At 30.6% G+C, this 19,518-nt stretch carries 19 protein-coding genes; 8 read left to right on the forward strand and 11 right to left on the reverse strand.

Going from position 1 to position 19,518, the window contains the following annotated elements:
• From RXO53_RS05100 to hutU, 3 genes are all read right to left on the reverse strand, one after another.
• On the reverse strand, window positions 1–945 hold a 945-nt coding region (locus tag RXO53_RS05100), incomplete at its 3' end, for a diaminopimelate decarboxylase family protein (RefSeq protein WP_410713177.1).
• 44 nt (window positions 946–989) lie between these two features.
• The gene (locus RXO53_RS05105) at window positions 990–2,390 is read right to left on the reverse strand and encodes an aromatic amino acid ammonia-lyase (RefSeq protein WP_410713178.1); all 1,401 of its coding nucleotides are present in this window, start codon (window positions 2,388–2,390) and stop codon (window positions 990–992) included.
• Between the two features lie 11 nt (window positions 2,391–2,401).
• The gene (gene hutU, locus RXO53_RS05110) at window positions 2,402–4,132 is read right to left on the reverse strand and encodes a urocanate hydratase (protein WP_410713179.1); all 1,731 of its coding nucleotides are present in this window, start codon (window positions 4,130–4,132) and stop codon (window positions 2,402–2,404) included.
• Between the two features lie 92 nt (window positions 4,133–4,224).
• On the opposite strand from hutU, the gene RXO53_RS05115 reads away from it, so the two are divergent.
• The 6 genes from RXO53_RS05115 (at window position 4,225) to RXO53_RS05140 (ending at window position 10,728) form a co-directional block, all read left to right on the forward strand.
• Complete coding sequence (locus tag RXO53_RS05115; protein ID WP_410713180.1) at window positions 4,225–5,127, forward strand: arginase family protein; 903 nt, start codon at window positions 4,225–4,227, stop codon at window positions 5,125–5,127.
• Window positions 5,120–6,343, forward strand: coding sequence for an imidazolonepropionase (gene hutI, locus RXO53_RS05120; protein ID WP_410713181.1), 1,224 nt, complete (start codon window positions 5,120–5,122; stop codon window positions 6,341–6,343). Before RXO53_RS05115 ends, hutI begins: the two co-directional genes overlap by 8 nt.
• A gap of 14 nt (window positions 6,344–6,357) precedes the next feature.
• Entirely contained in the window at window positions 6,358–7,605 is a 1,248-nt protein-coding gene (locus tag RXO53_RS05125) for a thermopsin family protease (protein WP_410713182.1), read from the forward strand.
• 78 nt (window positions 7,606–7,683) lie between these two features.
• On the forward strand, window positions 7,684–8,094 hold the full coding sequence (locus RXO53_RS05130) for a DsrE/DsrF/DrsH-like family protein (RefSeq protein ID WP_410713183.1): 411 nt from the start codon (window positions 7,684–7,686) through the stop codon (window positions 8,092–8,094).
• Between the two features lie 179 nt (window positions 8,095–8,273).
• Window positions 8,274–9,353: an AIR synthase family protein gene (locus RXO53_RS05135; RefSeq protein ID WP_410713184.1), complete on the forward strand. Its 1,080-nt coding sequence runs from the start codon at window positions 8,274–8,276 to the stop codon at window positions 9,351–9,353.
• Complete coding sequence (locus tag RXO53_RS05140; RefSeq protein ID WP_410713185.1) at window positions 9,346–10,728, forward strand: bifunctional hydroxymethylpyrimidine kinase/phosphomethylpyrimidine kinase; 1,383 nt, start codon at window positions 9,346–9,348, stop codon at window positions 10,726–10,728. Before RXO53_RS05135 ends, RXO53_RS05140 begins: the two co-directional genes overlap by 8 nt.
• Window positions 10,729–10,737: 9 nt before the next feature.
• Here RXO53_RS05140 and RXO53_RS05145 read toward each other — a convergent pair whose 3' ends face one another.
• From RXO53_RS05145 to cedA1, 4 genes are read right to left on the reverse strand one after another with little or no spacing between them, the layout of a single operon-like run.
• A complete protein-coding gene (locus RXO53_RS05145; protein WP_410713186.1) occupies window positions 10,738–11,451 on the reverse strand; it encodes a 50S ribosomal protein L2 in 714 nt (237 codons plus the stop codon).
• A 16-nt stretch (window positions 11,452–11,467) separates the two neighbouring features.
• Window positions 11,468–12,958: an ATP-binding protein gene (locus RXO53_RS05150; protein WP_410713187.1), complete on the reverse strand. Its 1,491-nt coding sequence runs from the start codon at window positions 12,956–12,958 to the stop codon at window positions 11,468–11,470.
• Window positions 12,959–12,960: 2 nt separating this feature from the next.
• A complete protein-coding gene (locus RXO53_RS05155) occupies window positions 12,961–14,340 on the reverse strand; it encodes a hypothetical protein (protein WP_410713188.1) in 1,380 nt (459 codons plus the stop codon).
• A gap of 5 nt (window positions 14,341–14,345) precedes the next feature.
• Window positions 14,346–14,585, reverse strand: coding sequence for a DNA import protein CedA1 (gene cedA1, locus RXO53_RS05160; RefSeq protein WP_410713189.1), 240 nt, complete (start codon window positions 14,583–14,585; stop codon window positions 14,346–14,348).
• 93 nt (window positions 14,586–14,678) lie between these two features.
• On the opposite strand from cedA1, the gene RXO53_RS05165 reads away from it, so the two are divergent.
• A complete protein-coding gene (locus RXO53_RS05165; RefSeq protein WP_410713190.1) occupies window positions 14,679–15,563 on the forward strand; it encodes a polysaccharide deacetylase family protein in 885 nt (294 codons plus the stop codon).
• A 2-nt stretch (window positions 15,564–15,565) separates the two neighbouring features.
• Here RXO53_RS05165 and speE read toward each other — a convergent pair whose 3' ends face one another.
• Genes speE through RXO53_RS05185 form a run of 4 tightly spaced genes read right to left on the reverse strand, consistent with a single transcriptional unit; the run spans window position 15,566 to window position 18,734 of the window.
• Window positions 15,566–16,483, reverse strand: coding sequence for a polyamine aminopropyltransferase (gene speE, locus RXO53_RS05170; RefSeq protein ID WP_410713191.1), 918 nt, complete (start codon window positions 16,481–16,483; stop codon window positions 15,566–15,568).
• Window positions 16,484–16,540: 57 nt separating this feature from the next.
• Window positions 16,541–16,927: a 30S ribosomal protein S8e gene (locus RXO53_RS05175; protein ID WP_410713192.1), complete on the reverse strand. Its 387-nt coding sequence runs from the start codon at window positions 16,925–16,927 to the stop codon at window positions 16,541–16,543.
• A 50-nt stretch (window positions 16,928–16,977) separates the two neighbouring features.
• Window positions 16,978–17,838, reverse strand: a complete 861-nt coding sequence (locus RXO53_RS05180) for an N-glycosylase/DNA lyase (protein ID WP_410713193.1) — start codon at window positions 17,836–17,838, stop codon at window positions 16,978–16,980.
• Window positions 17,832–18,734, reverse strand: coding sequence for a thiamine-phosphate kinase (locus tag RXO53_RS05185; RefSeq protein ID WP_410713194.1), 903 nt, complete (start codon window positions 18,732–18,734; stop codon window positions 17,832–17,834). Before RXO53_RS05185 ends, RXO53_RS05180 begins: the two co-directional genes overlap by 7 nt.
• 82 nt (window positions 18,735–18,816) lie before the next feature.
• Between RXO53_RS05185 and RXO53_RS05190 the strand changes: the two genes are divergently transcribed.
• Window positions 18,817–19,467, forward strand: coding sequence for an undecaprenyl diphosphate synthase family protein (locus tag RXO53_RS05190; protein WP_410713195.1), 651 nt, complete (start codon window positions 18,817–18,819; stop codon window positions 19,465–19,467).
• Window positions 19,468–19,518: the final 51 nt, after the last annotated feature.

Genomic DNA, 19,518 nt, shown 5'->3' on the forward strand with positions numbered 1-19,518 from the left:
ATATGTTTCTTCAGTATCTTCTTTTTCATTTAATAACTTAACTCTATGAATTGCATTGTATAAAGCAGGTCTAATTAATGAATTCATACCTGCATCTATTTGGACATATTTTTTATGTCCTTCAATTTCCTTTATTCCATTAATCTTAGATACTAAAATAGATGCATTAACAACCAAATACCTACCAGGCTCAATTCTTAACTCTTTGTCTTTTGAAAATTTCTCATTAATTACCTCAGCTATTTTGCTTATATCTGCATGCTTTCCATTAACATAATCATAACCAAACCCTCCTCCAATATCTATAAAATCTTTTTTTAATAACTTATCAAAAATTTTTAATAACTTATCAATTAATATTGAATAAGGCCTTTCATCTAATATTCCAGAACCTATGTGAGCATGTAATCCATTTATTTCAATCCCTATTTCCTTTGATCTATCAATTATTTTATCTAAATTTGAAATATCTACACCAAATTTAGAATATGCCTTACCAGTCATAACCTTTTCACTAAACCCAGCCTCTATGCCTGGATTTATTCTAACTCCATAATTTTCAAATCTTAATCCTTTTGCATTTTCTAACATATCTAAGGAATCAAGTATTAATGTATTAACATTATAACTGCTCGCTATACTTAATTCTTCTTTAGAAGCATTTGGAGGTGCAAATGAAATACTTTTTCCGCTAAAACCTATTTTTTCTGCTAAAATAAATTCATAAGGGGAAGCTGCATCTATTCCAGATCCTAAATCTTTTAACAAATCTAAGATAAATGGATTATAATTAGCTTTCATAGCATAGAATATTTTCGCTTTATCAAAGTATTTTTTAAATGAACTTTCAATATTTTTATAATTTTTCTCAACAACATCTAAATCTGTTATATAAAGTGGTGTTCCAAATTTTTCAGCTAAATTAATTATTAACGAACTATCCACTCAAATTCCCCTCTATTTATATTTGTAAATATTAATTAAAAACTTTAAAAGAAAAAGCTTAGTATATCAGAGTATTTGTTCAAATCATTTCTATTAATAAGATTATAATATGATTTTTCCAATAAATCTTTAGGGTCAGGTATTTCAATAGCTTCATTAAACATGTTAATAGCCTTTTCTATGGAAACCAGCTTTAAAAATAACCCATTAATTTTCATTAGCTCTAATGAAGAGTTGGGGGCCATTGAAACGACGTCTTCTTGAGTACCACTAGTAGGTATTGAATGAGAAGACATTGAAACGTTAGACCCCCTAGAATAAGCATTAATTGAGGCAGCTGTATATTGCATAATCATAGCTCCTACTACACTTTTCTCTTTTAAGAGGAAATCATTTTTTCTGTTAATTTTCCCGTCTAATAGTTGTGAAATCCTCCTTTCTATAGAATTCATAACAGGTATCGCGGCTATTTTTAGGAAATCAGAAATTATTGCCGAATATATAGCATGAAACTGACACGCATGATAGACATTACCAGAAAAAACTATGGGATTATCAGATGATGAATTAATTTCTCTTTTCAAAATTTCCTTGCTAAACTCTATTGCATCATATAATGCTCCATAAATTTGAGGTATACATCTAATACTATATGGATCCTGTATTCTTGGAGTATCTGTGCATGAATTATTAAGCTTATCAATTACCTTTTTAACACCTAATTGTTTTTTTGTTTCAAAAACAGCGTAAGAATAATGTTGATTATTACATCCTGATAAATTAAGCGATTCCTTAACAACATCTAAAGATAAATCCGATATTTTTTCAATTAATTGAGTATTAATCATGCTCATAGCAGTACTAAATGAATTACTGTTAATTAAAGCTAATGCTTCTCCTGGTTCTAAATTCATAATATCTAATTTTTTATTATTTAATGCCTCTTGACAACTTATTTTTTCTCCGTTATAATATGCCATGCCTTCCCCATATATTAAGCATCTAAATATCCTAGATAAAGGAGCTAAGTCCCCGCTTGCACCTACACTTCCTAAAATCGGTACAACAGGTATTATGTCATTATTAATTGCCTCTTTAAGCCTTTCTACAACCTCTAGCCTAACTGGCGAATTACCTTTACTAAGTTGAATTAATCTAACTAACATCGTAGCTCTTATCAATAGACTAGGAGAATTTCTACCTATATTTGTATCATGTTCTCTTAAAATTATTTTTTCTCTTTCCTTATCATAAACGTTTTGTCTATCTATAAGAGCACCCAGGCTTGTTGAATAGCCATAAACTTTACCGTTCCTTGCTTCTCTTTCGTAAATTTTTCTGGATTCTATTATTTTGTTTTTTAATTCATCACAAATTTCTACTTTATTAAATAAAAAGTCTTCAAAAAACTCATGAAACTCAACATCTTTACATAACAAAACCAAAATAAACACCTTTAACATTTAATTGAAGGGGATTTTATTCCTTTTTTACATAAGGTCTCCTTCGCAATATCATAGCCTGCATCAGCGTGTCTTACTACACCAATACCTGGATCAACTGTTAATACTCTTTCAGCCCTTTCTAGGCTTTCTTCACTGCCATCTAGTACCAAGCCAAAACCTGCATGTATCGAATATCCTATTCCTACTCCTCCTCCATGATGAAATGCAACCCAAGTTGCTCCTGCAGATGCATTTAACAAAGCGTTTAGAATAGGCCAATCTCCTATAGCATCACTTCCATCTTTCATAGCCTCAGTCTCCCTATATGGACTTGCAACGCTGCCTGTATCATGATGATCCCTTCCTATCCACATAGGTCCTAATTCTCCCAATTTTACAAGCTCATTCATTAATTTTCCGAACTTTGCCCTTTCCCCATAGCCTAAATAAACAACCCTAGCAGGTAATCCTTGGAACTTGATGTATTTGTGGGCTTTTTCAATCCAGTTAACTAAAAACTTATTTTCGCTAAACATAGCTATTAGTTCATCATCCAACCTATATATATCTTTTGGATTACCAACTAAGCTGGAGTATCTGAATGGCCCTCTGCCTTCAGCAAATAATGGTCTTATAAATAAAGGTACATAACCTGGTATTTGAAACGCATCCTTAAATCCTGCATCATATGCCATCCTTCTTATATTATTGCCATAGTCAAATGCAATTGAACCTCTCTTTTGAAATTCAACCATAGTTTCAACAGTCTTCTTCATGCTATTCATTGATAATTCTATATATTTTTCTTTATTGCTTTCCCTTAATCTGTCAGCCTCTTCTAAGGCCAAACCTTCGGGTATATAACTTAAAGGATCGTGAGCAGGTGTTTGATCTGTTACAATATCAGGTACAAATCCCCTTCTTAGCAATTCAGGATAAACTTCTGCAGCGTTTCCTAGTAAACCAATACTTATTGGCTCTTTCCTTTGTTTATATGTATTAGCAATATCTAATGCTTTATCAATACTGTCTGTCCATGTGTCTAAATATTTAAACTTTATTCTCCTTTCTATCATTTTTTTATCAACTTCTACTATTATTCCGATTGCGCCGTTCATTGTTATAGCTAAAGGTTGGGCTCCTCCCATTTCACCTAAACCTGAACTAAGAATTATCTTACCTTCCAAAGTACCATTGAAATACAATTTTGAGGCAGCCGCTATTGTTTCGTATGTTCCTTGTATTATACCTTGAGAACCTATATAATTCCACGATCCAGCAGTCATTTGTCCAAACATTGTTAACCCCCTCTCTTCAAGCTCTTTAAAATAATTGAAGTCTGCCCATTTCGGAACGAGCATGGCATTGCTTATCAAAACTCTAGGAGCATATTTGCTTATTTTGAAAATAGCCACTGGTTTTCCGCTCTGTACAACTAATGTTTCATCCTCCCTTAACTCCATAAGAGAATCTGCTATAGTCTCAAACGAGTTCCAATCTCTTGCAGCCTTACCGGATCCTCCATAGACAATTAAATGCTCTGGATCCTTAGCAACATCTGGATCTAATACATGGAAAAGCATTCTCAAAATTCCTTCTGTCTGCCATCCCGATTTTGTATGAATTTCCCATCCTTCTATATGACGAACTCTTGCTCTCTCTTCAGGATTATAATAACCTTCCTCTATTAACTTTAAAATAGGTCTTCCTTCATATCTTCTTAATGTTTCATTACTTACCATAATTAACACCAATTTTTATAAGGAAGATGAAAATATAAATATTTCATTAAAATGTTTTAAATCGTTAATCCAATAAATTATAAGGTGGAAAAATGTATTTAGAAGAGCCAAGCAACAGTTTTATTAGAGATGAAAATGACATAAAAATAAAAGATTTGGAAAAGAAAATACCTTTGATAGGTATACCATGGGACTGGTCAACTGGAGGAAGGCCAGGGGCAAGATTTTCCCCTCAGGAAATAAGAAAAGAGCTTTTTAGTTTAAGGAGTGATGTATATAAAATCAAAGAGATAAAATATGGGTTCAAAGATTTGGGCAATGTAAAAATAGTTCCTGGGGATGTAAACATTACATCTAATAGGATAATAAATGTCGCGGAAAAGGCCTACTCTGAAAATATGCCGGTAGTATTTTTGGGAGGAGATCACTCAATAACTAAAAATACATTGATAGGTTTAAATAATCTATACAAAAAAATAGGTTTAATTGTTTTTGATGCTCACTATGATTTAAGAGAAGTAAAAGAAGGTTTAACAAGTGGATCTTGGTTAAATGAATTATTGAAATCATATAAAGAAAAATTTGAAGTGGTTCAAATAGGTATTTCAGACTATTCTAATCCTTCATACATGAAGAAGATAGCCGATAAATTTGGAATTAAAGTATTTTATAGAGATCAAGTAATGGAGGATGAAGGTAACTTATTTAAGGAGATTAAATGGCTGAAAGAAAATACAGATGGTTTATATGTTAGCATAGATATGGATCACCTAGATCAATCTTTTGCCCCCGGCGTTAACAGTCCAACAGCATTAGGTATGTACCCTAATGAAACAATTAAAATAATTAAAGAAATCATTAAAGACGCTAACCTATTAGGGTTAGACATAACAGAAGTATCGCCACCATTTGATTTTAATAATATTACAAGTAGATTAGCTGCAAAGTTAATACTATTTACTTTGAATTATTATATAGGGAATAAAGATGGTTAATGCTGACCTAATAATCTACAACATAGGGGAGGCTATCTATTTTAAGGAGCCAATAAGGAAGATAAGCGATGAAAATACTAGAATATTAAAAAACGTAGGAATAGCTGTTAAAGACGGAAAAATTCTTGATATAGGAACATCTGATTATATATTAACAAAATATAACAGCAAATATAAAATAAATTCTGAAAAAATGCTTATTACAAGTGGTTTAATTGATATGCATACTCATGCAATTTTTGCTGGAAGCAGGGAAGATGAATTGTACAAAAAACTATCTGGTATAAATTATTCACAAATATTAAAAGAAGGCGGGGGAATATACAAAACAGTTTCTATGACTAAAAATGCCTCAGAATTGGATTTAAAATCAAACCTTGAAAAAATATTAAAAAAATCATTGTTATTGGGTACAACAGCTATAGAAATAAAATCAGGTTATGGATTGGATTTTGACAACGAACTAAAATTACTGCGTGTTGTAAACAGCTTTAAAGAATACAATATAGTGCCAACACTTTTAGCTCATGTAATACCAAAAGATTTTGAAGGAGATGAATACGTTAAATATTTTATTACAAAGATCATACCTGAAGTAAAAAGGCTAAATCTGGCTAAATATGTTGACGTATTCTGTGATGAAGGAGCCTTCAATTTGGAACAGAGCAAGAAAATACTTAAAACTGCTTTAAAATATGGTTTTAAGCTAAGAATGCATGCAGATCAAATAAAATATATAGGATGTTCGGACTTAATAAAAGAGTTTCCATTGGATTCCATAGATCATTTAGAAAGTACCCCTCAAGAAAAATTAAAAATTTTAGGCGAAACAGGTACTGCTTTAGGTCTATTGCCGGCTAGTATAATAAGCATGCTAGATAATAGAAAACCTGCAGTTGATGCAATAAAAAATAAAGCAATAATAGCTCTGGGAACAGACTATAGTCCTAATAGTCCCATGATTTCTATGCAAACGGTTTTCGACCTAGCAATATATTATTTGAACTTTAAACCTATAGAAGCTTTAGCATATTCAACAATAAATTCTGCTTATAGCCTAGGTTTAAATAATTTGGGAAATATAGAAATAGGTAAGGAAGCAGATTTAATAATATGGGATGTTGAAAATTTGAACCAATTAGGTTATTATTGGGGATATGATAGAATAAAGTATTTAATTTATAAAGGAGAGATTATTAGGACACAAGAAAAATAATTTTTGGGGAGAAAATGAATAGATACCTAATATTAATTTTTATTCTATTAACATTATTAATATCTTTAAACGTTGCTAAATCAACCAGTGTTGGAATCAACGATAATGGAACCATAATAACAAACAATGGAAGTATAACTTATGGCTATGCAACCAAAGGGTTATTTGGCTTATTTAACTTTTACAATGGTTCATTTTATTCTCTAAGGCCAAGCTATATTTATGGATTTAGCTTACAATTAAATGCAAATGTTAATATTTCATTAAACACTACTTTATGGATACAAACAATTGCAAGAGTATCAAACACAGATAACGTATATAAAATAGAATTTTTAGATAATGTTTGGAATGTTACGCAACAAAATTCAACTTTAAATGGAGTAAAAGGATACGGAACAATTTACAATAATGAATATTATGCATATAAATATCCCATAACATATACTTCAAAAGCACCTTTTACAATAAAACAATATGTTTATATAGAAAATTCAAGCTATCCAATAATAAAAATATACTTTTATTTTATAAATTCTACTTATCAATCAAACAAAAACTTATTAGATGAAATAACAATAAATCAAAAATCCATTAACCCCAGTTTTTTAGTAGGTAAAATGGGAGGATCTGCTCCGCAGACTGTTAATAGCTTATTTCAACCGTTTGTTTTACAATTCGTAATAGCGGGATATTCAAAAGGATCACAATTGCTTGTATTTAAATGGAATGCCAGCATGAAACTTTTTTATTTATATAACAATTCTTGGTATTTTGTTCCTTCAGCTTACCAAGATAGTCCTACAAATTTTGCAGGAGGAATAACTCTTGAAAGCGTTAATCAATTAAACGGTATAAATGAATATTATTTTAATCATAGTATTATACAAAAAAATGGAAACTTAAATCAAAGCATTTTATGGATTCCAGAAATAAAAATATTAAACAATACAAATTATACAATAGAACTAACTCCTCAAACTTTATGGAATTTAACTATAATTGGAAGTAATTATAAAAGAACTATAATTGGTAGTATATCAAACGTGACATTACAAAAAGGTAAATACATAATTATTGCTAAACTTGAAATTGCTGGAAATACTTTAGAAAGCTTTGTAATTAATATGAGCTCTAATAATATATCTAAAGCAAATGTAATTTATATAAATCAATTTAACATTTTAATCTATATAGGAGGATTTGTAACCCTTCTTATAATAATTGCTATAGTTTTGAGAAAAATTAAGAAGATTTTATAAATCCAAGTTAAAAAATATATATTCTCTATTAAGAAAAAGTTAAATTTTTCTCTATGCATAGATAATTATGGTGATAGCATGTCCAATAAGCTATCTATATTTATGATATCCCCAACTGTAGAAAAATTGCTTTCTTTGGCTGTTATAGTATCTGGCGCAGTAGCTGAAGATATGGAAGTATATGTTTTTTTGAGTTTTTCCCAAGTTGCATTCAAAAAAGGTATGCCTGAAAAATTCGACAAAATAGGTAAGGACTATGAAGAATATAAACAAACTGCCGTAAACTATATGATGGAGAAAAAGGTTTCATGGTATTCAATGCTAAAAGATGCTAAATCAACAGGTAAGGTTAAAATAGACGCTTGCTCCCTTGTTGCAGATATGTTAAAGCTTAAGAAGGAAGATTTTGATCCATTAGTTGATAACATATCCGGCGTAGGTACTTTCTTAAATGAAGCATCAAAATCAGATGTTGTTTTATATATTTAACCTACCTATAATTAATTAAAATATTCATCTTAATTTTTTTATATAAAAACATATTGAATAGTAACATTTATTTAATTACTTCAATAATTAAAATTAATTTTATTTAATTATAATAACAATTACTTTATATGATAAAAGTTTAATACTTTTTAATTTTACTACTGAGAAGGGTAATAATGATGACTGATCGAGTTATTGGAAAATTAAATAGAAAATTATTTGAAGAAGTAATATATCCCAATCTAGGTATTAAAGATAGCAACGTTAAAATTGGTCCACAGTTTGGTATTGATTTCGGCGTCTTAAATTTAGGAGATAAAGATATAATAATAGAAGTGGATCCAGTATATATTGTACCAGAATATGGTTGGGAAAAGAGTTCATGGTTTGCAATCCATATATTAGCTAGCGATGTCGCAGTTTCAGGCATTCCTCCTAAATATCTCTTTATTGATTTAAATTTACCAATGAAGATGAGTGATGAAGAATTCAAAGTTATGTGGCTAAATATGCATAAAGAGTGTTTGAAGCTTGGTATATCCATCGTTTCAGGTCATACTGGTAGGTATGAAGGTGTTGACTATCCTATGATAGGAGGGGCTACACTAATAGGAATAACTAATAAAGACAATTACGTTTCACCAGCCATGGTCGAACCAGGAGATTTAATACTCATGACAAAAGGTCCTGCAATAGAGACAGCTGGTATATTGTCTTCTCTATTCCCACATGTTTTAGAAAAAGATTATGGTAAAGAATTTGCATTAAAGGCTCAAAATATATTTTGGTTACAATCTGTTGTTGACGATGCCTTAACTTTATCAAATCTTGGTTTAAGAAAAGGAGTTAAAGCCATGCATGACGCAACAGAATATGGTGTTTGGGGTGCATTAAATGATATGGCCGAAGCAAGTAAAGTTAAAATTGAAGTTTACAAAGATAAATTGTTTATTAGAGATGATGTTTTAAAAGTATTGAAATCATTCTCCAATTTTACTAAAATTAATATAGATCCTTATGCATCTATTAGCGAAGGTACATTAATTGCTGCTATAAGTAGGGACAAGGAAAAAGAAGCTATTAAAATACTGAATGAAAAAGGTATAGAAGCAAGGATAATAGGAGAAGCGAAAGAAGGTAATGGTGTTTATTTGAAAGATAAAGACAGTGAAACAAAAATTAGGCAACCAGAAAGAGATGATTTTTGGCCAATATTCTTTAAAACGCTTGATTTAATTAAAGGCGATAAAAATGAATAACGAAAATAAACTAAAAAATAAGATAATTCCTATTGCTTTAACCATAGCTGGAAGCGATAGTAGTGGGGGTGCAGGAATAGCTGCAGATCTAAAAACGTTCTCAGTAATGGGGGTCCACGGAACGCTTGCCATAACAAGTGTAACAGCTCAAAATACTTATGAAGTAACGGGAATTTATGATGTATCCCCACAAATTGTAAGAAAGCAAATCGAGGCCATATATAACGATTTTGGAATTGATGCTGCAAAAACAGGCATGTTAAGTAATGCAGAAATTGCTAATGAAGTAGCAAATACATTAAAATCCTATGATTTTCCATTAGTAATAGATCCAGTTATGGTTTCAAAAAGCGGTTCTGTATTGCTCAAAGAAGATGCTATAAAGATCCTTATAGAAAAATTGATACCAAGAGCTACAGTTATAACACCTAACATACCTGAAGCAGAGAAAATAACAAATATTAAAATTTCAAGCTTAGATGACGCTAAACAAGCAGCAAAAATAATAGTAGAAAATTTTGGAGCGAAAGCGGCAATTGTTAAAGGAGGTCATATGATAGGCGACTTTTCAACTGATGTATTGTATTATAACGGGCAATACAAAGAATTTAAAGAGAAGAGAATCTTAACAAATACGGATCATGGAACTGGATGCTCATTTTCTGCGGCAATTGCCGCAAACCTAGCCAAGGGTTTTGATATATTCGAATCTGTAAAAGTGGCAAAAATAATGATAACTCAAGCAATAACCTTTGGATTGCCAATTGGTAAAGGTCATGGACCAGTAAATCCAAACTCCTACATGGAAATAAACTATCACAAATATTTAACTTATTTAGAAATGAAAAAAGCTTTAAAATTAATAAAAGAAAATGAAGAACTTATATCAAAGCTTATACCAGAAATTTCAACAAATATTGCAATGGCATTACCGAAATTCTATACAAGAGAGCTGCAAGATATAATAGCGGTTCCTGGCAGAATAAGGAATTTTGGAAACAAGTTAATTTTTTCAAACGAACCTGAATTCGGTGCAAGTAGCCATGTTGCTAGGGCCTTAATAAAATACATGGAGTTCTATCCAGATTATAGGTCAGCTGCTAATGTCGCATATAATGAAGAAATAAAAAAGGCTATAGAAAAATTAGGGTATACGAGTTCATACTATGATAGAAAATATGAGCCTATAGAAGTTAAAGAAAAAGAAGGTGGATCTATACCTTGGGGTATAACTTTTGCCCTCAATATTAGTAAAAAACCTGTTGATTTTATATTTGACTTTGGAGATTTTGGAAAAGAACCCGGAAGTCTGATTTTTGGAAAAAATGCAACAGATGTTGTTGAAAAAATGATAAATGTTTCTAAATTAATATAAATTTTATATCTACTTTTTCTTCCTACCTGTTCTTCTAGCAGCAATATGACCTACTTTTCTTCCTGGAGGTGTATTTCTTGAAACTGTTGTCGGTCTACCCTCATGCTGATGTGATCCACCGCCAAACGGGTGGGATGCAACATTCATTGCAACACCCCTAACCGTTGGGAATTTTGTAGCCTTTGCTTTAGCTTTATAATATGAAGCGCTTGCCTTTAACAATGGTTTTTCAATTCTTCCAGCTCCCGCTGGTATTCCTATTGTTGCCCTGCAATTTTTGTCTAAATCTTTTTCGACTTTACTTGGCAGCCTAATCCTTACTTTATCCCCACTTTTACCTAAAACTAAAGCATAACTTCCGGCTTGCCTGGCTAATTTTCCTCCATCTCCTGGTCTAAGTTCAACATTAAATACATAAGTACCTTCTGGTATTTTGCTTAGAGGTAATATATTACCAAATGTTGGCTCAGCATCTTCTCCAATTTGTATTGTTTGCCCGACATAAGATCCTTCAGCAGCAGGTACATAAAATTCCTTTCCAGATTCGGTAACTATATATGCTAGAGGTACATATCTTCCAGGGTCATGCACTAAATCCTTTATAATTCCTTTTTCAGTTTTATCCATAGATAAATATTTAGCCGGCATTATATGAATATGTCCTGGGTTCCTAAACTGTGAACCTCCTCTACCAGCCCTTTGCTGCCTTAAACTTTTTCCCATTTTTTACACCTTATACTTAAGTATTGCCTCCCATTTTAAGCAATTTGCTAAAGTCTATAACCTTTACTGTTTTTTCTTTATTATTCTCTATTTTTAAAATTACATGACCAACTGGCAATTCATTCAATATCTCAGCTTCTTCTATACCTAATTGCTGAGATGAATCAACATAATAATTGGTGAAACCCCCAAATATAATTTTCACTCCTGTGTTATCTGTAATGCTTTTCCCTACATCTGAAGGTAATTGAGTTGCATATATGACATATAGACCTTTGCTTCTTCCTTCTCTCATTGCAAACTCTAAATGAAAATATGAATTACTTACAATTCTCCATGCTTCATCTATAATCAATACGATTGGCCTATAAAAACCCTTTTCGCTAGCCTCTAAAGCCAAGGAAGAAATGATTAAGGAAGAATACACGTTTCTTTCTTCATTATGCATTTTAGATAAATCGTAAATAACTAAACCTTTTTTATCCAAATACCCTTCACAAATATTAATTTTGCTTCCTTCCCCAGTCTTAAGAGAACTTTCAATTAATTTACTTGCTATACCCTCTCTTCTAGGTAATTTTACACAATCTTTTTCTATAGGTTCCAAATATAAATCTGCATTCTTCTTTAATAGCTTAGATAAATCACCCTTCGGATCTATTACTATTATTGATTGGATTGAATTTAAGGTCGATGAAATTAACATTAGCTGCATTGCAATACCAGATAAGAGTACAGTTTTCCCTCTACCTGTGGGCCCAAAAATACCTATGTGATGCTTGAAGTTGTCAGGCCATGATAATAATACTGTCTTGCCGGGATCATTTTCTTCTTCTCCTATAACAATACCCTCATAATCACCTATGTCTTCAGCAGAGGAAATTGCTATTGATGTATCATCTTTTATGACATCTATTGGATTTGTAATTGAAAGAATTTCTTCTAAGTTATAGACCCTTCTTGTTTCTATTTGAGATTCTGCTTCAACAAGGTTTCTAAAAGATTCGGCGTAAAGTTCTGATTCTTTATCATCACTATCAACCCAAACAATAAAACCAAAACTACCAATATATGGAACACCGGTTCTTGCAACTTCTTTATAAAGATCTTCCAGAAACCTTAATCTTTCTCTATATTTTATTTGATTTGTTGCGGAATAAGATAAGTTAGCCTTCTTCATCTCATCATCTATAAGCTTAAGAAGAGTGCTTTTGTTAACGTTATACATATTTGAAATAAACGATACGCTTATCCTACTAGACCTTGCAAGTCTAATAATTCTTCTTGGCAAATCATCACCACCCCTGGGCAAATTATTTGATAAATAAGGTATCCCAACGTATCTCTTTCCATTAATGCTATATTCTATATAACTCCCTTGTTTTTTAGGTCTAATTTTTAAAGGTATTGTTAACTCAGTATTTGCCCTCATATTTTTAAGTATAAGAAATATTGAAATGAATGCTATGATTCCTATAACAAAGTCAAAGATTTGAAATGTGTTCATAATCATATCACTCTTGGGATTATCCCCCTTCTTCCTCCCAATAATCTAGCAAGGCCATATGTAATGGAAATCAATAATGAAAAGTATATTAATGGAATCGTTATATAATATAAAAGGAAATACTCTAAAATTGAAGGAGTTAATATATTCTGTATTCCTAAATAGTCATTTGCATAATCTGAATATTTAATATTTAAATTTGGAGTCATACAATTATTAATTTTAAATTTCAAATAACTAGTTAAGTTTTGATTAATTGGAGTAAATACGTAATAAATTCCTTTTAAGTTATAATAATTCCATGTTCCATTAGATTCAGCAAAATTTGAATAACTTATATTATTTATGCAATTATCTATCGCCCTTATTTCAACAAATCCTGAACTACCATATATATACACTAAATTATCATTTGTAAAAGAATTATAATTTCCGTTATTGCTTTCAAATGCTAAAGTATAATTTTCATTTTCATATAATATGTTATCTGTATATAAATTGTATTCTTGGCTATTGCTAAATGACAAATTATAAGGGTATAAAGGGAATGGATATAGTTTAAATGCTACACCATCAATTACAGAGAAAAAATATGAAGGGAGTTGGCTTGGTAAAGAAATCTCATTCCCATAACTTGGACTTATTATATTACCTTTATCATCAGTTTTATATATAGCTATTTGATTATATGAATTATTATATGTATAAACGTAGATAAGAGAATTCTTTAGTGGGTTTCCTCTATAAGTTGCCTTTGCATTTATAAAAGTTAAACCCATGCTAATAGCTTGGTTATTTAAATTTACTCCGCTTGACTCAGCAATATTAGTAATAAAAACTGGCATAATCTGTAATCCAACGCTAAAAACCAAAATAAAAGAAATAAACCAGGCACCCGCATCTCTAGCTATTCTGAACGGTATTGAATATAAAACTAGTCCAATCATTAAAATAGTTTGACCTAATGAACTAACTATGAAGTATATTCCCCATAAGCCTGCTAAAAATAATATTTCAGCTGTCAATGCATCATTCATAGGTGATATAATAGAAGCCATCTGAGATCCTAAAGGAACTTTTGTCAATATGGAAGATAACGCCATAAGTAAAGCTTTTGTTGTAATACTCAACGTTATCGCATTACTAAACCATAAATCGAAGTAACCCCATGAACCGCCTAAAGAATTTGCGAAATTATTCATATAATTATAAATAAAGTAGATTGATATAATTATAATAAATGATAGTATGGAATCCTTTATTAATATGCTGCTCCATTTTTTAATCCCTCTTTCTGGTATGGGCAGCGCATAAATTAATACACCTAAATAAAAAGTAAGAAGTGATAGGTTTATTGCTAATAAATAATAGAAATTTTCCATTAAAATCAACTCGTTATAAGATTAACTATATATACTATGAAGCTAAACATGGATGAGCCAATAGCAAGCCAAAATGCAGCCCATATGGAATCTTCAATTAGACTACTACCTGCTCTTTTTAATTTGCTTATAGGTATTGGTGATCCCTTTAATGTCCAACCTATACTCCATGTTAATAAAAACATTGCCCATGCTAAAGCAGTAACCCTTTCTGTTATTTGTTGAACAAATGTAACTATATCCATTCTTTCACCTAAATAAAATACTAAATAATTAAAGACACGCAGTGAATCGAAAATATAAATATATTAGAAACTATTTACAAATTGGTGATAAAATTGGTTTATGAGAGGGATTTTATTGGGTATGGTGAAAAAAGACCTGAATTTAAATGGCCCGGTAATAAAGGATTAGCTGTTAACTTAGTTTTTAATTATGAATGTGGTTCAGAACACTCATATGAAGTAGATGGTATAATAGAATCTGTAGGCGAATTTCCTCCAATTGATGTGAAAAAGAGAGATGTTGGATTAGAAAGTGTATATGAATACGGTACAAGAGTAGCTATATGGAGAATATTAAATACATTAAAAGAATTAAACGTTAAAGCATCGTTTTTCTCAGTTGCACATACATTAGAATTAAATCCATTAGCTGCAAAGAGAATCGTAAGTGATGGGCATGAAATTGTAGATCACGGACTTAGATGGTTTGAAAATTATAGATTAAGTTATGATGAAGAAAAGAGGCAAATTGAAAAATCTGTAGAGATTATACAAAAAATAACTGGGTATAAACCTAAAGGTTATTATGCAAGAGAGCCAAGCGAAAACACAATAGACATTGTAAAAAGCTTGGGATTTACTTATGACTCTGATGCATATAATGATGACATACCATATTTTTATAAGGATTTTTTAATTATACCCTATACTCCTGATATTAATGACTTTCACTTCTTATATCCAATGAATAGATTTTCAACGGCAGATGAATTTCTTTCTTATGTAAAAGACTCATTTGATCAGCTATACGAAGAATCTAAATACGAGTCAAAAATGATGAGCATTGGAATGCATGTTAGAATAATGGGGAGACCTGGAAGAATAAAGGCTCTTAGAGATTTCATAAAATACATTAAATCATTTGATGTGTGGATAGCAAAAAGAGAGGAAATAGCTGATTTTTGGATAAATAATTTTAAAAAATCTAATGAAAAATAAAACTAAGCTGGTAAATAAATAGGGTCTTTTAGAGTTGATATCCTCTTTTCTTTTTCTAATATATTTCTTATGTATTTTGGTATGTAGAACATATGAGCATGAGATTCATTATCATAATATCTATTTTTACCGTTAACCATCTTATTTATCAAGCTGTCTACATCGAAGTTTTTAACGTTTTCCACATTAACATCATTTGATGCTATTACAAATCCCCATATACCTTCATAACTCCTTATGTAAACATAGTATGAATATGCATATTTGAAAACGCTTTTTATTGTATTATAGATAACAGCATGAACTGTTGGCGTTAAGACCGGGCTTGTAGACTGTGTAACAAATACCCCATTCTTCTCAAGCTTATTAACAATCTTCATATAAAATTCTCTAGTATATAGCCTTACTGCAGGACCTGCTTCTTCAGGATCAACTAAATCTGAGATTATAACATCATATTTTTCATCAGTATTGTCTATATAATGCTCAGCATCGTCTATAACTACTTTTACTCTTTTATCATAGAATGAGTTTTGGTGCCATTCTGGTAAATATTTTTTACATACATCAACTACTTGATCATCTATATCAACCATAACAACTTTTTCTATAGATTTAAACCTTAATACCTCTCTTGATGTAGCTCCTTCCCCTCCCCCTAATATAAGTACCTTTTTAGGGTTTCCATTTAACAGCATAGCCGGTTGTACTAAAGATTCGTGGTAGACAAATTCATCAAGTAATGATGATTGTACCTTGCCATCTATAACCAATGCTTTACCCAAATCAGAATAATCTACTATAGCCCATCTTTGATATTTTGATTGACCATATGCATACACATTATTAACTGCATGCATATGAGCAGTTCCTGGAGTACTCCACTCAATAATCCAATGCCATGGATAATTTATTGACATATGTCTCACTCAAATATCTAAAAACGGATTAAAATTAAAAGTTTTCTTATTAGAATTTTACTCTTCTATCAAAACTGCATTTACTACTCCGTCTTGGCCAGGCCTTGAAGTAACCCTTGCCTTTCCTTCACTTGTTTGAATTATTGCTCCTTTTGTTATTATATTTCTCTTTGCATATTCCCTATTAGATGGTGTAGACAAGACATTTAATATCTTAGCAACCTTTGATTTTCCTTTTTTATCTGTAACTATAGCAACGGAAACATTTCTTAATGAAACTTTTAAATTTCCTCCAGTAACTCTCTTTATAATTTTTTCCTCTTTTTCTTGAAGAACTGCTGGCACAAATAACTCTCCCATAGCATATCTTCTCTTCCTTTTATGCACTAAATGTCTTAGCCCTCCACTTGGTTTCTTTAAATCTTTATATTGGTAAACTCCCATGTCTTACACCTATCCTATTTTTATATTTAGAATAGAATATTAAAGTTTTACTATCTACATTCCTTATAAAATAGCTCCTCAATTAATTGCTTAACTTTAATTGGATCATAATATTTATTTAAGAATACAATTATTTTTTCTCTTGCTTCGTTAATTTCTAATTCCCTTGGAGCCCATCCAACTACCCATAATAAGCTATCTAAATGAATTTGGGGCACACCGCTTAATTCTGAAACCTTTTCCCATGCTTTTATTGCAATCTTAGGATTTTTTAATATTTCTTTAAAAGATTCTGATTCAACAATTCCACTTGTATAAGAAATACATGAAATTCTTATATCTATGGGCATAGGTATGTTTATCATTAAAGGCTTAATCTCACCTTTATTCTTTACTGCATAATAAGCCATTTTTATTGAAAATGTTATTGTTTTCTTCCACTCCTCAGTTTCCAATAAGTTCGCAATTTCTTTCATAATTTTTTCGGGTTTCTCCAAAACTATTTCAGGATTTTCAATTATGGCTTTCAAAAGTTCCTTGTTTTTTGATATTTTTTCTATTCTTTTTAGCTTAAATTTTTGCCCTATTATTGATCCCCTACAGTTTTTTATAAAATCTACTACATTGTTAATAGCCTCATCAATATTTTTTGGTTTTCCTCTTTTAGATAAATAATCTGAAAAACATTCCCACCACTCTTCCCCTTTCATAGCTAACTTATAGCTGATCAAAGAAACCACTAGTGAATAAAAAGTAGCATAACCTTTACCCACTTTTTGCTTAAGTTTTTGTATATAAATAAACTGAGGATCAACTTTTTCTTCAAGTAACAAAACGTTTTCCAAGCCAAAATTTTTTATTGAATAAGAAACTTTAACTATTCTTTCTTGATTTATATTCAATCTTACCACGTCCATCCATAGTTTTCTATCTTATTATTATTGTAATATAGTCCAAAACCTTCTTCTATTTTTCCTACAACAAAGCATCTGATTTTTAATTTTGTACATTCATCAAGAAAATCATCTATGTTTTCCTCACTAGTTGTAACAGCAAAATTATAGTCTTCCCAGCTGTTTAAAGCCTCCTCATTATTTATAATATCGTTTAATAAAGGATCGATTTCTATTGCATCCAGGACTACTTTAACTTTGCTGGAATCTATAATATTATAGAGTGTAGAAATCCATCCATCACTATTATCTGATGAAGCTGTACCATATTTATGAATGGGAATCCAAGCATCAATTTGGAAATCAGGTAAAATCGTTTTTCTTAATAATTTATTATCGACATCTGAAATTTTTATTTTGTTTTCTAATAATTTTTGAGATAAAGACCCATAACCTAAATAACCTATTTGAATTAAATAATCTCCTGCCTTTGCACCTTTCCTATTAATATATTTTTTGTTGTCAATTCTTCCTACGGAAACAACATCAATCCAAGAATCGTTTATGGATTTATTTGTATCACCTTTTAAAATAATGCTTTTTAAATAATCAGACGCCTGCCCCATACCTATAGATATTGATTTCAACACATTTTCATCCGTTACCCCTACACTGTACAATAAAGCATATGGTTTACCTCCAGAAACTATTACATCACTCATAGATGCAATAGCAGCTTTAAATGACCAATCTTCATAAGACATCCATGGTAATTTACTCCTAGATGATGAATAACCATCTATATTAAGAAGAAAATCATTTAAAGGGCAAGCATCGTAATCTTTACACCACTCGTTTTTGCTGTTTTTCATGACTTCATCTAGAAGCAATTTCCAACTCTCCAGTCTAACCACCAATATATTAAATAAACTTAAAATTTAAAAATTGGTATTGAAAAGAAATATTAAGAAGAGTTAACAAATAAAATATAGGGGAATGAAAACGATAAGTCTGCCAATTCATATCGGTATTATTCCTGATGGCAACAGGAGATGGGCTAAAAAGAATAAAATAGATTTTTTCACAGCTTATAAAATAGGATTCGAAAACTTAAAGAAAATTCTAGACAAAATCGTTGATTATGGAATATATAATGCTTCTGTTTATGTATTGAGCTATGAAAATTGCACCAGAAGAAGCAAGACAGAGTTAAATTTTTTATTTTATTTATCAAAAGAAGGGTTTAATTATATAAGAGAAAATCAAAAGCTAAAGGATAATGACATATCAGTAAGAGTAATAGGTGATATGAGTATAGTTCCAGACTATATATTAAATGAAATTAAGAAAACTGAGGAGGAAACAAAAAATAGAAAAAATGGCATACTAAATCTAGCATATTGCTATTCTGGAGAATGGGAATTAAATTTAATAAAAAATGGGGAAAAACCGCCATCATTATATATGAAACCCATAGATTTATTGATTAGAACTGGAGGAGTTAAAAGGATTAGTGGATTTTTCCCATTACTAATTAATTATGCTGAATTTTACTTTACAGACATACTATGGCCTGATTTTAACGAAATTGAACTTGAAAAATCGTTAAATTGGTTTTCTTCACAGCCTAGAAACTTCGGTATATAAAATTTTGAAACATATATTTGATTTTATAAAATATTTAGCTTATATTTCTGA

It is taken from the genome of Caldisphaera sp. (genome assembly GCF_046536515.1).
Classification (GTDB): Archaea; Thermoproteota; Thermoprotei_A; order Sulfolobales; family Acidilobaceae; genus Caldisphaera.